The organism is Candidatus Methylopumilus universalis (assembly GCF_006364435.1).
GTDB lineage: Bacteria > Pseudomonadota > Gammaproteobacteria > Burkholderiales > Methylophilaceae > Methylopumilus > Methylopumilus universalis.
In genome coordinates this window covers 716,749-734,785 of the sequence record NZ_CP040977.1, presented here as the reverse complement: position 1 = coordinate 734,785, position 18,037 = coordinate 716,749, and the positions used below count along the sequence as shown (strand labels likewise).

At 36.1% G+C, this 18,037-nt stretch carries 12 protein-coding genes and 3 tRNA genes; 8 read left to right on the top strand and 7 right to left on the bottom strand.

The features are described 5' to 3' along the window. Position 1 precedes the first annotated feature (1 nt). Genes FIT70_RS03990 through FIT70_RS03980 form a run of 3 tightly spaced genes read right to left on the bottom strand, consistent with a single transcriptional unit; the run spans position 2 to position 5,528 of the window. Positions 2-3,088, bottom strand: coding sequence for an efflux RND transporter permease subunit (locus FIT70_RS03990; protein WP_139930731.1), 3,087 nt, complete (start codon positions 3,086-3,088; stop codon positions 2-4). A gap of 6 nt (positions 3,089-3,094) precedes the next feature. Next, positions 3,095-4,168 (bottom strand): efflux RND transporter periplasmic adaptor subunit, encoded by a 1,074-nt coding sequence (locus tag FIT70_RS03985; RefSeq protein ID WP_139928579.1) that lies wholly within the window; start codon positions 4,166-4,168, stop codon positions 3,095-3,097. Further along, positions 4,158-5,528: a TolC family protein gene (locus FIT70_RS03980; protein ID WP_139928577.1), complete on the bottom strand. Its 1,371-nt coding sequence runs from the start codon at positions 5,526-5,528 to the stop codon at positions 4,158-4,160. Before FIT70_RS03980 ends, FIT70_RS03985 begins: the two co-directional genes overlap by 11 nt. Positions 5,529-5,751: 223 nt before the next feature. On the opposite strand from FIT70_RS03980, the gene FIT70_RS03975 reads away from it, so the two are divergent. The 8 genes from FIT70_RS03975 to FIT70_RS03940 all read left to right on the top strand — a co-directional run bounded on the left by FIT70_RS03975 (position 5,752) and on the right by FIT70_RS03940 (position 13,825). Further along, a tRNA-Leu gene (locus FIT70_RS03975) sits at positions 5,752-5,836 on the top strand. A gap of 28 nt (positions 5,837-5,864) precedes the next feature. After that, positions 5,865-7,178 carry a trigger factor gene (tig, locus tag FIT70_RS03970; protein WP_139867791.1) on the top strand — a complete coding sequence of 438 codons (1,314 nt, stop codon included), beginning with the start codon at positions 5,865-5,867 and terminating at the stop codon, positions 7,176-7,178. Positions 7,179-7,180: 2 nt separating this feature from the next. After that, on the top strand, positions 7,181-7,798 hold the full coding sequence (gene clpP, locus FIT70_RS03965; RefSeq protein ID WP_139867789.1) for an ATP-dependent Clp endopeptidase proteolytic subunit ClpP: 618 nt from the start codon (positions 7,181-7,183) through the stop codon (positions 7,796-7,798). Positions 7,799-7,810: 12 nt separating this feature from the next. Continuing rightward, positions 7,811-9,091, top strand: coding sequence for an ATP-dependent Clp protease ATP-binding subunit ClpX (gene clpX, locus FIT70_RS03960; RefSeq protein WP_139870375.1), 1,281 nt, complete (start codon positions 7,811-7,813; stop codon positions 9,089-9,091). A gap of 83 nt (positions 9,092-9,174) precedes the next feature. Continuing rightward, a complete protein-coding gene (gene lon, locus FIT70_RS03955; RefSeq protein WP_139930729.1) occupies positions 9,175-11,592 on the top strand; it encodes an endopeptidase La in 2,418 nt (805 codons plus the stop codon). Positions 11,593-11,654: 62 nt separating this feature from the next. After that, positions 11,655-11,730: transfer RNA gene (locus FIT70_RS03950), tRNA-Val, on the top strand. A gap of 18 nt (positions 11,731-11,748) precedes the next feature. Next, positions 11,749-11,825 (top strand) — tRNA-Asp (locus tag FIT70_RS03945). Between the two features lie 104 nt (positions 11,826-11,929). Continuing rightward, a complete protein-coding gene (locus tag FIT70_RS03940; RefSeq protein WP_139930727.1) occupies positions 11,930-13,825 on the top strand; it encodes a SurA N-terminal domain-containing protein in 1,896 nt (631 codons plus the stop codon). Here FIT70_RS03940 and FIT70_RS03935 read toward each other — a convergent pair. From FIT70_RS03935 to FIT70_RS03920, 4 genes are read right to left on the bottom strand one after another with little or no spacing between them, the layout of a single operon-like run. Further along, positions 13,822-14,604, bottom strand: coding sequence for an enoyl-ACP reductase FabI (locus FIT70_RS03935; RefSeq protein WP_139872353.1), 783 nt, complete (start codon positions 14,602-14,604; stop codon positions 13,822-13,824). The two genes, FIT70_RS03940 and FIT70_RS03935, sit on opposite strands and share 4 nt — an antisense overlap. Positions 14,605-14,615: 11 nt before the next feature. Next, positions 14,616-15,443, bottom strand: a complete 828-nt coding sequence (locus FIT70_RS03930) for an ABC transporter permease (RefSeq protein ID WP_139930725.1) — start codon at positions 15,441-15,443, stop codon at positions 14,616-14,618. Next, complete coding sequence (locus FIT70_RS03925; protein ID WP_139930723.1) at positions 15,440-16,459, bottom strand: ABC transporter permease; 1,020 nt, start codon at positions 16,457-16,459, stop codon at positions 15,440-15,442. Before FIT70_RS03925 ends, FIT70_RS03930 begins: the two co-directional genes overlap by 4 nt. A 1-nt stretch (position 16,460) precedes the next feature. Next, positions 16,461-17,981, bottom strand: a complete 1,521-nt coding sequence (locus FIT70_RS03920) for a peptide-binding protein (RefSeq protein ID WP_223255751.1) — start codon at positions 17,979-17,981, stop codon at positions 16,461-16,463. Between the last annotated feature and the right edge of the window lie 56 nt (positions 17,982-18,037).

Genomic DNA, 18,037 nt, shown 5'->3' with positions numbered 1-18,037 from the left:
TTTATTCTTCTTTTTCGAATTTTCCAAAATGTAACATAATGCTTGGCAGTATTAGAAGATTCAATATAGTAGATGTGACAAGACCGCCTACAATAATACTAGCCATAGGACCTTCAATCTCCTTACCTGGCTGACCACTTCCCAGAGCCAATGGAAGCAAACCTAATGCAGTGACTATGGCAGTCATTAAAATAGAAGGAAGTCTTTCAGAAGCCCCTTTAATACATGTTTCCAAATTCCAAGTGTGATTCTCAACATTAATTAAATGTTGGTAATGAGATATCAGCATTATTGAATTTCGTAAGGTAATTCCAAAAAGCGTTACAAACCCAACAAGTGAGCCAATAGATATCCAACCTGCATTAAAACTAACAGCAAATACACCCCCAATTAATGCAAAAGGTAGATTAAATAATGTAAGTAATAAATTTCGCAGATTTCCAAAAGCTATATATAGCATTAGTAGTATGCCTGCACCTGCAATAATAGAGTGGACTATAAGTTCCTCTTGTGATTTTGCATTCGCCTGAGCTGCCCCAGTAATTTCATAGTAGTTACCTTGATTTAACTTAAGTTTATTTAGTTCACTCTTTAGATCATTATTAAAATCATTAATATCTCTTTCATCAATATCAGCTGTTATAGTTTGAATGCGCTTTCCTCCTTGATGAAGAATTTTAGACCTTCCGTTTTCTTGAGCAATATAGGCAACTTGTCCTAGCTCAACAATTTTGCCATCTGCTGCCATGATAGGTAATTTTTGAATATCTGTAATATCATCTCGAAAGTTTTTGTTTAAAATAATAGAAATATTTACCTTTGCATTTCCTTCGTATACTTGCGCTACTGGAAGACCTTCAAACGCTGCACGAATAGCATTCAGAAGATCGGTTTTTTGAATGCCCCATTGGCTTAATTTTTCAGATAAAAAATGTATCGTAATTTGAGGAGTACCAGCAGGGGATACTATATTAATATTTTTTGCACCCTTAATAGAAGCCAGAGTAGAAGATATTTTTTGAGTATCTTGGTCAATAGTGTCAAGATTTGTGCCAAAAATATTGATTACTACCGAAGAGTAGTAACCTGAAATCGTCTCTTCGATACGTTCTGTTAGGAATGTATTAATAGCAAAATTTAGTCCTACATAATTATTATTTTGTGTTAAGTCTTCAATTTGCTCTAAGATTTTATCTTGTGTTGGCCCGTCTGAATTTTTAAGTTCAATTTCAAATTCACTATAATGCGTCCCAAATGTATCAGCGCCCATTGGTGATCTACCTACCCACTGTGCAACAGATTTCACCCCGGTTATATCACGAATTTTTTTACTTATTTCGTTTCCTATGCGCAAGGATTCTTTTTCTGAGGTCCCCGGAAGTGTAGTCATATGCATAATGAAGTGACCCTCGTGAAGTGGAGGAATGAATTGTGTTTTAAATAATGGGACTAATGAAAATCCTATTAAGATAAATGTGAACGTTAGCAAAATGATTGCAGTTGATTTTTTTTCTATGAAATGAAGTACATCAATGTACTTATTCTTTATGTAAGACATTAATGGTGATTCAGATGACTTGAAGTTTGATTTACCAAGAAGGAGGTAAGATAGAGCAGGGGTGACTGTTAGCGCGACAACTAAAGAAGCTAATATTGATAGGATGTATGCAATACCCAACGGGCCAAAAAGTTTTCCAGCAACGCCATTTAACGAAAGAAGAGGAAGAAAAACAGTTACAACAATCATCGTGGCATATACTACAGAACTTCTCACTTCCATTGATGCGTCGTAAACAACCTTGCTAATTGGTAGTGGATTCTTTAATTTTATATTTTCTTTTAATCGCCTAAAAATATTTTCAGAATCAATTATAGCGTCATCAACAACCTCGCCCAGAGCAATAGCGAGACCGCTTAAAACCATAATATTTAAACCAAGATTAAAATAGCTTAAAACAATAATTGCACTTAGAAGTGAAAGTGGTATTGCTGTTGCTGATATAAAAGCCGTTCTTAGGTTAAATAAAAATAAAAATAAAATTATAATAACAAGCAATGAGCCAATTAATATGTCAAGACGAACGCCCTTTATCGAAGCATCAATAAAATTTGCAGGTCTAAATAATTCGGGGTTAATTTGAATGTCTTGATCAAGAAGTGATGGTTTTATATCTAAAACTGCTGCCTCAATTAGCTGGGTGAGTTTATAAGTGTCAGAACCCAACTGGCCTTGGACAGATAAATAAATTCCTTCCTCACCATTGATTGATGCTGCGCTGATCGTGGGGACTGACCCTTCTTTGATCACAGCTAGATCTTTAAGATAAATGATCTGATTTTTATTACTAATTACAGGTGTTTTACCAATATCTTCTAAAGATTTAGATTGGCCTTCTGTATTAACAATAATTCTTTGATTGCTATTTTCAATGAAACCTGCCCCTCTTACCCCAGAAGACTTGCTAGCCGCATTAATTATTTGTTCAATCGAAATATTTGATTGAATCAATTTTTCTGGCTGGATTTCAATTTGATATTGCTTAACTTTGCCACCAAATATATTTACATCTGCAACGCCTGGGATTGACAAGAGATGAGGAATAATTACTCGATCAGTCACTGTCCTAATTTCAGTTAAAGATTTTGTCTTTGATGTAATTCCAATACCCAAAACTGATGATGCTGCCGATGTTAGTGGCGTTATTTTAGGGATAATACCTGGAGGCATACTGCTTGAAATCGAAGAAAGTCTTTCAGAAATTACCTGCCTATTTCTATAGATGTCTGTCTGCTCATTAAAAATGATTGTGATAACCGATAGTCCAGGGATGGATTGGGATCTTATTGTTTCAATGCCGATAGTTCCCCCTAAATTTTTCTCAATAGGTAGGGTAACGAGCGACTCTACTAAATCAGATGAAAGTCCTGGAGATTCTGTTTGAATAATAACTTGGTTAGGAGCAAACTCAGGAAAAACATTCAAGGGACTTCTGGTAATTTGGTATAACCCAAATATTATTGCAATAACTGCAAGGCCGATGATGACCCCTGTATATCTTATTGAAAACTTTACGATAGAAGACATCATTTTGATTTAATCATCGTTTTCATTTTTTATTTGATATTTAAATTCTTCCGAGAGTAAAAGTTGAGCGCCATTAATTACAATAAGGTCATTTTCTTTAATTTGATTCTCTTTGACAATCCAACCATTTGAGCTCTCAGTATTTGTTTCAATAGATTTACGGAAAAATTTATTTTCACTTGATTGAACGTAAACCCATGCTTGGCCTGAGTTCCATATTACTGCTTCTTTTGGAATTGCTAAGTACTTGCCGGATTCAGAAGATAGTTTATCTTGAACTTGATTTGCAATTACTTTGGAATCAATTCTTAATTGATTGCTATAAACAATGTAAAAATAAGTTTTTCCTTTTATCGACTTATCTAATGTAGGCGATTCTGCAAGATAACTTGCTAAAAATTTTTCATTTAGATTGTCGATTAAAGCTAAACTAATATTTTTCGGAGGTTGATTATCAGCATTTTCAGGTAATGTTACTTTTATAATCCTTGCCTTTCCTTGAACAAGAAATTCAAATAATTCTTTTCGTGCCCCAGCGTCAATCATCGATAGTATTATTTCTCCCCATTGAGCTCTAATATTTTGCTTAATCCCAGTTATAAGTTCTTGGGTGGTCTGAAGTTTTATTTTTGTATTTTCAAAATTGACTTTCATTTCTTGTAAAGCTTTGTCTGATACGTTTTTATTATCATCATTAAGAGCTTTGAATCTTTCGTAATTTTTTTTATCCCTTTCTAACTCATTGGATAAGAGGCTTATTTGATTTTTAATTTCATTAAATCTATTTTTTTGTTCAATCAATAAGTCAATGCTGAGGACTGTTGCATAATTTGTAAGATTCTTTATGTAATCTGAAGTTTGAACCGGTTGGGTCTTTATTCCGCTATTTGACTGTATTTCTGGGCTAAGAGTTATATAGTTAACCCCATTGGCTGACTTTATTAAACTTTGAGTGTTTTTTGAAATATCTGAATTAGGTTTTATATTGTTAAATTCATCTCGGCCGAAATAAGTTAATAACCAAACCAGAATTAGGATTAGTATTGCTTGGATGACAAGAAAGGCATTCAGTTTATTTTTCATTATTTTTATTAGTGTTTAGAGGTTCTTGTAAAAGCGCTTCAAAATCAAATCCTATTTTCATTAGTGTAATTTTGTTGGTATAAAATCTTCGCTTATATTGCATAGTAATTAATTTTTGTTGAGTTAATTCAATTCGGTCAATTTCACCCTGGTTAAATTTACTTTCAATTGAATTTTCTAAGGCATTTGCAGCAGATAGATCCTCAGTATCTTTTCTCACCATATCTTTAGCATTTGTATAATTATCTCTTAGTTTTGCGAGTTCATTAATGATAGACGTTTGGATTTTTTCAACTTGTAAGCTTTCAATGTCCCTTAGTTTTTTTGCTTCTTCAACTAGATTTTTATTTTTTTCCACTGTTGGAATTAGTGAAGTTACACCAAGAAGCCATTTGCTGGATCCGTAATCAAAAATATAAGCAGGTGAAAATCTAATATCTGGATATTGATTTGCTACATTTAATTTTAGTTGCGATTCTGAAACTGCATATTTTGCTAAAGCTATTCTTAAATCAATACGATTAAAAAGCCCAAGATTGATAACATCCCGTTGTTTTGTTTCATCATCAAGCGTTTTGCTGAAGATCTCAATGCTTTGATCCATATTTATATTTGCAATTCTCATTGTATTAAGTTTTTCTGCTGATATACCTAAAATCGAGGCTAATTTTGATTTTGTTTCATTAAGTTGGTATTGCTCCTCATTTAATTTTTGTATGTTTTTATTCAGTTCAATTTGATTGAAATTGCTATCTATTGATGAACTTAGCCCAAGTGACTTTCTTTTTTTCAACATATTTAAGATTTCATTTTGCAGTTTAATTTCGCTTCTTATTATTTGAAGATTTAGAAGTAGTTGATGATAGCGAAGATAATTTAATGTGAGATCTGTTTTAATATCCCATGCGAGCTTTCTTAGCTCTAAGCGTTTGATCAAAGACTGATTTCTTGCTCTTTCCTCTCTAATTTTAGCTTTATCAGCTGTTTCAAATAACGTGGTGAAACTTAATCCAAAAGCATCTCTTGAGTTTTCTTTGACGCCTGTAGTTTGTCTGCCGCTTTCAAAACCAACAGAGGAGGGCGCTTTAATTGGAGCGATCATTTCTTGAATCTTTGCAACATCCCATTCTTTTTTTGCAATTTCAATTCTTGGGTTGAAAAAAAGTGCGCAAAGCATAAGCTCATTAAGCCCCCATTCTTTAATTGGAAGGCTATCCTCCTTAAATCCCTGAATTTTTAAAAATTCTTTAAATCTCGGATCTTCTGGTTCTTTGGCGGTGATTTTTTCAATAACCTGTTGATTCGCAATAGGTTTGGTCTCATAACTGATAAAATTGCAGCCCGATAGATAGAACGCCATAAGACATACGAAAAATAGGGACGGGAGAAATTGCAATTTAAGGGCTCGTGTTTTCAATTTGAATCTTTTGGGTTTGTGACTTTATAGTTTCTAATAATTTATGACATCTTAAATCAAAATATCTACGTATTTCATTGATTCATTGAATTATTCCTTTTAGATAAAGACTAACTTGTTATAAAATAGAGCTAAATTTTTGTTATATATAACTTTTTTAATCATCGCGAGAGTGGCGGAATTGGTAGACGCACTGGATTTAGGTTCCAGCGCCGCAAGGCGTGAGAGTTCGAGTCTCTCCTTTCGCACCACAGATATGAATTTTAGGGAATTTTAAGTATGGCTACAGCAGTTGAAACATTAAGTAATTTAGAAAGACGCATAACCGTTAAAGTGCCTGTCGAACCTCTTCAAAAAGAGATGTCGAGTCGTTTTCAACGTCTAACTCGAACAGCAAAAGTTCCTGGTTTTAGACCCGGTAAAGCGCCTCTAAAGATGATTGAGCAACAATATGGTCCTCAAGTAAAAGAAGAAGTTTTCTCTGAAGCTATTGAGACTTCATTTGGCCAAGCTATTCAAGAAAATAAACTGCGTGTTGTTGGCATGCCTAATATTCAGCATAAGCCCCTTAATCAAGTAAATGAAGATTTTGAATATACAGCGACATTCGAAGTATTCCCTGAAGTCACTTTAGGCGACTTTAAAGCTGCTTCAATTGATAAGCCTGACGCTCAAATTACCGATAAAGATGTGAATAAAACCATCGATGTCCTCCTTAAACAAAGAGCCCAATTTATTGAGTCTAAAGAAGCTTCCGCTAAAGGCGATCGACTTACTTTAACTTTAACTTCCTTTATTAATGACAAACAAGTTGAAACGACAGGCGATAAACCTATTCAGATTATCCTTGGTGACGATTCTCGTTTCGCAATTTTTGATGATCATCTTGTTGGTGGAAAAGCAGGTGAGTCCAAAACATTTGAAGTGAATTATCCAGAAACACATAACCCCAAAGAATTAGCAGGAAAAACAGTTCAATATAATGTGAATTTTATTTTAATTGCAAAACCTAAGCTTCCAGAAGTTAATGCGCAGTTTGCGCAATCGCTAGGCGTTGTTGATGGTAATGTTGATCAAATGCGTGAAGAAATTAAACAAAGTCTAGAGCAAGAATTAGACAAAAGAGTAAAAATTAAATTAAAAGAGCAGGTCTTTACTCAGTTATTAGATATTTGTAAGGCAGATTTACCTAAAACATTAATTAATGTTGAAATCAATCGCATGGCTCAATCGACCTACGCTAATTTAAAACAGCGTGGAGCTGATTTAAAACAATTCAAATTAGAACCCTCAATGTTTGAAGATCAAGCGAAGAAAACATGCAAGCTCAGACTGATTCTCGCTGAAATTGTAGAAAAAAATAATTTGCGCGCTACTGCAGATCAAATTAAAGCGATGGTGAATGAGTTTGCACTTAATTTTGATGACACAGAAGAAGCCGTTCAATGGTTTTATGCCGAACCTTCAAGACTTGAAGAGCCAACAGCTCTTGCAACTGAGGTAAATGTAGTTGAGTGGTTTATGACGCAGTGTAAAGTGCAAAATAAAAAAACAACATTTGATGAGCTTATGTCTGGACCAGCTAAAGCATAATTATGGCTTATACAACCCCAAATAATTTAGGCTATGTGCCTATGGTGATTGAGCAAAGCGGTCGAGGTGAGCGAGCTTACGATATATATTCGCGACTCTTAAGAGAGCGTGTCATTTTTTTAGTAGGTCCCGTAGATGACATGACAGCGAATGTTATTGTTGCCCAGTTACTCTTTCTAGAAGCAGACAATCCCGATAAAGACATCTCTTTGTATATCAATTCCCCAGGCGGTTCTGTCACGGCAGGAATGGCTATTTACGACACAATGCAATTTATTAAACCTGATGTAAGTACTTTATGTATTGGACAAGCGGCCAGCATGGGTGCTTTATTACTTGCTGCAGGGCAAAAAGGAAAACGGTTCTGTTTACCTAATTCTCGCGTAATGATTCATCAGCCTTTAGGTGGATTCCAAGGGCAAGCATCAGACATAGAAATACACGCAAAAGAAATTTTATTTTTAAAAGAAAAGTTAAATCAAATCTTAGCAACCCATACTGGGCAAACACTTAAAAAAATTGCTGCAGATACAGATAGAGATAACTTCTTAAGTGCTGAGCAATCTGTAGATTATGGTATGGTAGACCAAGTTATTTCAAAGAGATCCCAAGTCATTTGATGTTATCTATTTATGGCTACTAAAAGCGATAACGAAAAATTACTCTATTGCTCATTCTGTGGCAAAAGTCAGCATGAGGTAAAAAAACTAATTGCAGGTCCTTCTGTCTTCATCTGTGATGAGTGCGTTGATTTATGTAATGACATTATTAAAGAAGAAGTTAAAAGCCCGTCAAAAGAAGCTAAAGATCACGATCAGCTTCCCACACCAAAAGAAATTTGTGATCAACTTGATGAGCATGTCATTGGACAAACAAGCGCTAAAAAAACTTTAGCTGTGGCTGTTTACAATCATTACAAAAGACTTAGAGATAGTAATTCTGAGATAGATATTGAACACAAAGATGTTGAAATTTCTAAAAGTAATATTCTTCTTATTGGTCCCACAGGTTCCGGAAAAACACTTTTAGCACAAACGCTAGCAAAATTACTTGATGTTCCTTTTGTAATGGCAGATGCAACAACACTTACTGAAGCTGGTTATGTTGGTGAAGATGTTGAAAACATCATGCAAAAATTATTACAAAAATGTGATTACGATATTGAAAAGGCCCAAAGAGGGATTGTTTATATCGATGAAGTCGATAAAATTTCAAGAAAATCTGAAAATCCTTCAATTACAAGAGATGTATCAGGAGAGGGTGTTCAGCAAGCTCTTTTAAAACTTATTGAGGGCACTGTCGCTTCAGTTCCGCCTCAGGGTGGTCGCAAACATCCAAATCAAGAATTTGTTCAGCTCGACACTACAAATATATTGTTTATTTGTGGTGGTGCTTTTGATGGGCTAGAAAAAATTATTAAACAAAGATCAGAAAAAGGTGGCATTGGTTTTGGAGCTCAAGTAAATAGTAAGGCAGATGCTAAAGTAATCGGTGATGTCATTAAAGATGTTGAGCCGGAAGATCTAATTAAATTTGGTTTAATTCCTGAATTTATTGGAAGACTTCCTGTTGTTGCAACTCTTGAGTCCTTAAGTGAAGATGCTCTAGTTCAGATTCTTACCGAGCCTAAAAATGCGCTAACCAAACAATATATTAAACTTTTCGCGATGGAACATGTATCGCTAGAATTTAGAACTTCAGCACTCAGGCTAATTGCAAAAAAAGCGCTAGAACGAAAGACGGGAGCGCGTGGTCTTCGCTCAATTATGGAGCATGTTTTATTAGATACGATGTATGAATTACCCTCAATTAAGAATCTTGAAAAGGTTGTCATTGATGATGGTGTGATCGAACAATCAAGCAAACCTATACTTTTATTCTCAGAAAAGAAACAAGTTTCAGGAAAAAAATAAGCTTCGCAGTTGGTCAGTAAGGCCTTGAAATATTATAAACTGACCCAATGTTCAAGATTAATTAACGCTTATGAAAGCTCCTAATGGCTCAAGAAATTAAAATTAAAGATCCCCAACAAGATTTCATGCCCCTTTTACCTTTAAGGGATGTAGTTGTTTATCCGCATCTTGTGATTCCACTGTTTGTTGGACGAACAAAATCTGTAAAAGCTTTAGAAATTGCATCTGATAAAGATAAAAAGATAATTTTAGTAGCTCAAAAATCTGCAAGTAAAGATGAGCCTGATGCCAAAGATCTTTACGAATACGGCACCGTTGCATCTATTCTTCAGATGCTTAAATTACCTGACGGCACAGTCAAGGTTTTAGTTGAAGGTTTAAGCCGCGTAAAAATTAAAGAAGTACTTGACCAAGAAGCTTGTTTCGTCGCTCGATTCGATGAAATCAATATCCCTGAACCTAAAGATAAAGAATCATTAGCATTGATGAGGACAGTATTCTCACAGTTTGATCAATACGTTAAATTAAATAAAAAAATCCCTCCTGAAATCTTAACATCTCTTGCTGCTATTACAGACCCTGGCAGGCTGGCAGATATGATCGCAGCGCATCTCACGTTAAAGTTAGAAGAGAAGCAAACAATTTTAGAAACATTAAAAATTAAAAATCGTTTGGATCATCTTCTGAAGATCATGGAATCTGAAATCGATATTCTTCAAGTTGAAAAAAGAATTCGTGGCCGCGTTAAACGTCAAATGGAAAAAAGCCAAAGGGAATACTATCTTAATGAACAAGTCAAAGCCATTCAAAAGGAATTGGGTGAGCAGGATGAAGGAGCAGATTTAGATGAGCTTGAAAAACGTATTCAAGAATCTGGCATGTCAAAAGAGGCTCTCGATAAAGCTAAGTCTGAATTCAAAAAATTAAAAATGATGTCGCCAATGTCGGCTGAAGCATCAGTAGTAAGAAATTATATTGATACATTAATAGGATTGCCTTGGCAGAAAAAAACTAAAATTAGTCGTGAGTTAGCGCTTGCAGAAAAGATCTTGGATGAAGATCACTACGGTCTCGAGAAAGTCAAAGAACGTATTATTGAGTATCTTGCAGTTCAACAACGAGTTGATAAACTGAAAGCGCCTATTTTATGTTTGGTAGGCCCTCCGGGGGTCGGGAAAACATCCTTAGGACAAAGTATTGCCAAAGCAGTAAATCGTAAGTTTATTCGTATGGCTTTGGGCGGGGTGCGAGACGAATCGGAGATTCGCGGCCATCGAAGAACTTATATTGGCTCTATGCCCGGTAAAGTTTTACAAAGCATGACCAAAGCTGGAGTGACTAACCCATTATTCTTACTAGATGAAGTAGATAAAATGGGTCAAGATTATCGGGGTGATCCAGCCTCAGCGCTCTTAGAGGTTTTAGACCCAGAACAAAATCATACTTTTACAGATCATTATGTAGAAGTCGAATATGATTTATCTGATGTGATGTTTGTCGCAACAGCTAACTCAATGAATATTCCTGAACCACTTTTGGATCGAATGGAGATTATTCGTCTATCGGGTTATACAGAGGCAGAAAAGCTTAATATTGCAATGCAATACTTATTACCCAAGCAACTTAAAATGCATGGTTTAAAAAAATCTGAAATTAGCATTACCTCTAAAGTTGTAAGAGAAATTATTCAGTATTATTCGAGAGAAGCGGGCGTTAGAAAATTAGAACAAGAAATCTCTAAAATATGTCGAAAGGCAGTTAAGGAGTTATTGAGCAAAAAATCGCTCAAAAAAGTCATTGTGAATAGCAAGAATTTAGAGGCTTATTTAGGCGTTAAAGTCTACGACATTGGACTTGCTTCAAAGAAAAATCAAATAGGCCAGGTTACGGGGCTCGCTTGGACTCAGGTCGGAGGAGAATTATTGACGATTGAGGCTGTCGTTTTACAAGGCAAAGGAAAAACAATCATTACAGGTAAGTTAGGCGAAGTCATGCAAGAGTCTATTCATGCTGCGATGAGCGTTGTGAGAAGTCGTGCCAACAAACTAGGAATAGCCGAAAATTTTTACGAAAAAAATGATATTCATATTCATTTACCCGAAGGAGCAACGCCTAAGGATGGCCCAAGTGCCGGTATTGGCATTACTTTAGCGATTGTATCGGCCTTAACTAATATTTCAGTCCGAGCTGATGTCGCTATGACAGGGGAAATAACATTAAGAGGTGAAGTTTTACCAATTGGCGGCCTAAAAGAGAAGCTGCTTGCAGCGCATAGAGGCGGCATCAAAACCGTGCTTATTCCAGAGCAAAATGTCAAAGATTTAACTGAAATTTCTGATGAAGTTAAAAATGCCTTAGAAATTCATCCTGTGCGCTGGATAGACGAAGTTTTAGAGCTTGCTTTGACTAAAATGCCAAAAAATATTGCCACAAAGGACCAAAAAGCCGTTCCTGTACCCCATAAAAACGCCAGCACTATCACAAAATCCATTACACATTAGCGTAAACCTAGCGTTGGTAAGGACTATGTTGTAAAATAGCCGCCTTACTAACGAGTGTGCATGGGTGCTTAGCTCAGTTGGTAGAGCGTCGCCCTTACAAGGCGAATGTCGGCGGTTCGACCCCGTCAGCACCCACCAATTTTAGTAACAAGTTTTGGAGTGGTAGTTCAGTTGGTTAGAATACCGGCCTGTCACGCCGGGGGTCGCGGGTTCGAGTCCCGTCCACTCCGCCAAATCATTAAGGCGAATCTTAAGATTCGCCTTTTTGTTCATTCAGTGAGAACTTTTTGGTAACTTTTTTTATCATAAAGCTTATAAAGATAATAGGATAAATCCAATGTTAGACAAATTTAGAAGTTACGCTCAAACTAAGGCTGCCCAAGTTATTTTAGCGCTCGTTCTTATTCCTTTCGCATTATTTGGCATTGATTCATATCTCAACCAAGCCGGCAATAATTTAAGCATTGCTAAAGTTGATGGTTATAAAATTGCACTTCCAGAATATAACCGTGCCATTGAAAATGTCCGTAATCGGATGATGAGTGAAGGCAAGAAAGTAGACCCAGCAATGTTTGATTCATTTGAATTCAAAGAGTCAGTGGTTGATGGACTTATCACAAAACAATTAATCAACAACGATATTAAAAAATCTCAATTTAAAATCACAGACCAACAATTAAGCCAATATATTATTGGTATGCCTGATTTTCAAAAAGATGGAAAGTTTTCACAGGAACTTTACGATAAAGTTCTACAAAATAATCAGCTTAACCCTAAGAAATTTGAAGAAAGCATCAGAAACGATTTACTCATTCAGCAAGTGCGAGATGGGCTTCAAAAACTTACATTTATTCCACCAAATAATTTAACAGAAACATTAAAAGCAACATCTCAACAAAGAGAAGTGACTGTTGCTGAATTCAAAACAAAAGAATATATGGCTAAGGCAAATATTTCCGAAAAAGACATGCAGACTTTCTATGATCAAAATAAATCAAAGTTCTTAGCACCTGAACAGGTGAAAGCCGAATTTGTTGTATTTTCATTAACAAGCATTCTTCCGAGCATTACTGTATCTGAAGATGAAGTGAAGGCTTTTTATAAAACAAATGCAGATAAATATCAAAATCAGCAGCAAAGAGAAGCAAGTCATATTTTAATAGCTGCATCTAAGAATGCCGCACCTGCAGAAAAAGCTAAGGCTAAGGCAAAAGCTGAAGATATCTTAAGTCAGATTAAAAAGAATCCTAAGCAATTTGAGGAGCTAGCAACAAAATACTCACAAGATCCTGAATCCGCTAAAAAAGGCGGTGACTTGGGTGCGTTTGGCCGTGGCATGATGGTTAAGCCTTTTGATGATGCTGTTTTCTCAATGAAAGTTAACGAGATTAGCGGTATTGTTGAGTCTGACTTTGGTTACCACATTATTAAGCTAACAAAAGTCATAGGCGAAGGGGGTGGTTTCGATGCCATAAAGCCACAAATTAAAGCCGAATTAATCTACCAAAAAGCTCAAGATAAATATGCAGCCCTTGCAGAAGATTTTAGTAATAAAGTTTACGAGCAGTCATCAAGTCTTGATGTGGTTTCGAAGAAATTTAATCTGCCCATTCAAAAAACTGATTGGATTAGCCGTAACGAATCAGATAAATTTTTTAAAAATGAAGCACTGATGAATGCTTTATATTCAAAAGAATCAATTAAGGACCGAAGGAATACTGAAGCGATTGAAGTCACTCCTAATAACTTAATTTCTGCCCGTGTAGTTGATTACAAAGCGCAATCAACAAAACCATTTGCTGAGGTTAAAAAGAGCATTGAAGATTATTTAAAATTTGAAGCTGCAAAAAAATTAGTATCTACTGAAGGTGAGGCAGCATTAAAGTCTGTTGCTGATGCTTCTCGTAAAATTGATTGGCAGGCTACAGTTTTAGTCGACCGCAAAAACACAAAAGGCTTGAGTCAGGCTGTCACTAATCACGCTTATAAGATGCCTACAGACAAGCTTCCGAGCTATAGTGGTTTTGTAGATGGTAATAACGGTTATGTGATTGTTAAAGTAAGTAAAGTAGCATTTCCGAACGATGACAATGAAGAGAATAAAAAAGAATTTGCGTCTAGTTATACAGAGGCATTATCAAGTGAATACCTGAGTGCTTATCTGAAAGGATTAAAAGCAAAGTCGAGTGTATCAGTTAATCAAAAATTCTTTGAAGCAACGCAAAAGAATTAATCGATTGAACCTGCGGCAGTAATATTCATGCCGCCATCTACATAAGTAATTTCGCCTGTAATACCTGATGCAAGATCGCTACATAGAAATGCAGCAGCATTTCCAACTTCTTCAATCGTAACATTTCGTCTTAATGCAGCATGTTTCTCATTGAAGCCTATCATGCGATCAAAGTCAGCAATTCCTGATGCAGCAAGGGTTTTTATTGGTCCTGCTGAAACTGCATTAACTCGAATACCTTTTGGCCCCAAGCTTTGAGCCATGTATCTTACATTAGCCTCCAAACTTGCTTTGGCAAGTCCCATCACATTATAGTTTGGCATTGTTCTTTCCGCGCCAAGATAACTCAATGTAAGTAAACTGGCATGCTCGCTCAGCATCGGCAGTGCTGCTTTAGCTAATGCTGTAAAACTGTAAGAGCTTATATCATGAGCTACTCTGAAGTTTTCACGCGTTGTTGCCTCAACGAAATCTCCCTTTAAAGCTTCCTTAGTAACAAAGGCTAGCGAATGAACAATAACATCTAATTTATCCCAGTGTTTCTTTAACAAAGGAAATAGATTATCGATCTGCTCGTCACTTGAAACGTCGCAAGGTAGCACGATGTTTGAATTAAAATCTTGAGCAAGTTTTTTTACTCGTTCATCGTGTTTTTCCATTTGATAAGTAAAGGCTAATTCAGCTCCTTCACGTTTCATTGCGGAAGCAATACCATAAGCAATAGATCGATCACTCAAAAGACCGAGAATTAAAACCCGTTTACCAGTTAAAAACCCCATCATGTATTCCTTTATTTTCTTTGATTCTTATTTTTCGGATCAAGCAGATCTCTTAACCCTTCACCGAGTAAATTATAACCTAGGACTGTAATCAGAATGGCCAGTCCTGGAAATAATGATAGCCACCATGCAAACTGAATGTACTCTTTACCATCAGTCAAAATATTACCCCATGAGGACTGTGGTGCTTGAACTCCAAGCCCAAGAAAACTCAATCCAGATTCGGTTAATACTGCACTTGCAATTCCTAAAACAGAAGTTACGATGATGGGCGTTAGGCTATTAGGGAGTAGGTGCTTTGAAATAAGCCTGTAATCTGAAGCGCCCATAGCTTCAGCTGCTAATATATATTCTCGATTTCTGAGACTTAAAAACTCTGCCCGAACAAGGCGAGTAACACCCATCCAGGAAGTCAGTCCAATCACAATCATAATGTTCCAAATTGACGGTGTTAAAAAAGCAATGACCGCAAGTATCAGAAAAAAAGTAGGAATGGATAACATAATATCTACAAAGCGCATGATTATAGAATCGATATATCCACGATAAAATCCAGCAATGGCACCTAAAAAAGTGCCAATTACTGTAGCAATGCCTACAGCTACAATGCCTACTAAAAGTGAAATTCTAGATCCATAAAGCATGCGTGAAAAAACATCTCTTCCTAGTCCGTCAGTTCCCATAAAATGCGAGACGGAAGGTGGCAAAAGTATTGAATGAATATCAATGTAATTTGGATCGTAAGGCGATAGCCATGGTGCAAATACCGCAATAAATAAAACGAGGGAAATAATTATAATTCCACTTAAAGTTAATGGGTTTTGCGTGAGGATATTCAATTTGAAATACCTCGTCTAATTCGCGGATCGGCCCAAGCATAACCAATATCTGCGATTAGATTTCCAAATAGCGTTAAGACGGATCCAATTGTAAGGATTCCCATGACCACAGGAAAGTCTCTCATTAATACAGCGTCAAAAAATAATTTACCCATACCAGAAATTGCAAAAATAGATTCCCCAATTACAGAGCCACCAATCAAGCCAGGAATTGATAGGCCTACAATAGTGATAAGCGGTAATAATGTATTTCTTAATGCATGACCATAAATCACTTTATTTTCCGTGAGTCCTTTAGCGCGTGCAGTTGTTATGAACTCTTGTTGCAGCACATCTAACATTCCATTTCTCACATACAGAGAAATGCTTGCGAGGCCGCCTAAACTTGAAACAAAGACCGGTAGTATCAGATGTTTAAATAAATCTAGATATTGTGAAATTAAATCCATATTTTCATACCCTGCGCTATGGAGACCTGAAATGGGGAGCCAAGAATGTGTCACCCCAGTCCAATACATCAGTAAAAGTGCTAACCAAAAACCAGGGATAGCAAAGCCTACGAATACAATAATAGTTATGAGTCGGTCCGGCCATTTATTTTGATTTACTGCTGAAACAACGCCCAAAAATATCGAAAGCACAAAAATAATAAGTAGGCCTATCAGATTAATCATAAGCGTTATTGGTAAGGCATCTTGAATCATGCCTTTGGTGATATTGCCTTTTTCATCTTTCGTTTCCCATAAAACAGGACGCTGATGCGAAGCAAAAGAATTCCCAAAATCTAATTTCACAATTCTTTTTAACCATAAACTGTATTGCGTCATCAAGGGCTTATCTAAATTGTAAAGTGCTCTTAGTTTTTGACGAGATTCTTCAGATGCTTTTGGATTAAAGGCTGATTCTGATGCGGTGATGTCCCCTGGAGCTAGATGCATAATAAAAAAAGAAATAAGACTGATACCAATTAACATTGGAATCATCCATAACAAACGTTTAATTAGATAGTTAAGCATTTTATGGCGTTATTTCATTTCTTCTAAGGGTGGAAGGAATAAACCATTCGTAAGAATTATACGCAATTCCGGCAGGTGGCGTAGGTGACTCAATACCTTTGATACGTTTACTCATAGCAGTTAGACCATATCCAGCATAAAGATAAACTATAGGGCTTTCTCTGAGTAAGATTTTTGAAAAAGCATGATAAATTTTTTCTCGTTTATCAGGATTTAATTCAGTTCGACCTTCTTCAAGTAATTGATCAACTTCTTTATTGCTGTATCCAATAAAATTAAATTGGCCAGGTTTTTGTTGAGATGAATGCCAAATATTATATTGATCAGGATCGAGCGATAAGCTCCAGCCAAGAATAACAGCATCAAAATCACTCGTTTTAATAAATTGGTTTACAAAACTTGCCCATTCAATCACACGAATCTTCACATCAATACCCACATCTTTAAGTCTTCTTTGAATAAGAACTGCAGTCATCTCTCTTTGTTTATTTTGATTGGTGAGAATTTCAAATGCGAAAGGTTTGCCATCTTTTTCTAAAATACCATCATGATTAGTGTCATTAAAGCCTGCTTCATGGAGTAACTTAAGTGCCATATTTTTATCGTAGGGGTAGGGGTGAAGTGCTCGATCGCTCCATCGAGTCCCAGGTTTATAGGGTGATGCGACAGGCTCTCCCAGGCCTAAGAGAACGCCATCTATAACTTCCTGTTTATCAAGCGCATAATTAATCGCTTGCCTGACTCTAATATCATTAAATGGAGAACGTTTTGAGTTAAAGCCAAGGTAGGTATAGCTATTTCCAAGCTCTTTATAAAGTGCTAATTTATTCTTGAGGTCTGGTCTAGAAGGAATAACGCGAGCAAATTGAATAGGATTAATATTCATAAGGTCGATATTATCAGCGATCAATTCTAAAAATTGAGACGATGTATCAGGTATGAAACGGGAAGTGAGTTTACTTATATTAGGCTCACCCATCACAGAAGAGGAGCTAGCCTCCAGAGTTAATTTCTCACCATTTACCCAATTTGCTAATTTATAGTAACTAGAGCCAACAGGTTTTCTTGAGAAAAAAGTGCGATTAATATCCTCATCCTTCAGAATATGTTTCGGAAGAATTTGAAGTGTTGCCCAGCTATCTAAGGCAGGCGCATAAGCTTTTTTATATACAACTCTGAACGTATGAAGATCTGGAACTTCTGCCTTATCCACTAGCTTGTAATCGGAGCCATAAGGAGTCCTTGTTTTGTCATCGGTAACAAGTTTCCATGTAAAAAGAACATCTTCACTGGTTAAATCATGACCATCAGACCACTTAAGATTCTTTTTTAAATAAAAGGTAATTGTTTTTTGGTCGCTTGAAATCGTCCATTTTTCTGCTATTTCAGGAGCAAGCTCTAAATTTTTGTCGTATTTAATAAGTTTATTAAAAATATTTCCTGAGATAGCTGATGATGCTGAGTCTCCTGCAATCATGGAAATGAGATTGCTTGGCTCACCAGACATGGCATCGATAAGCATTCCGCCTCTTTCACTTTGGAATGTGCCTTCATAGTTGTATGCGATTTCTTTTTTAT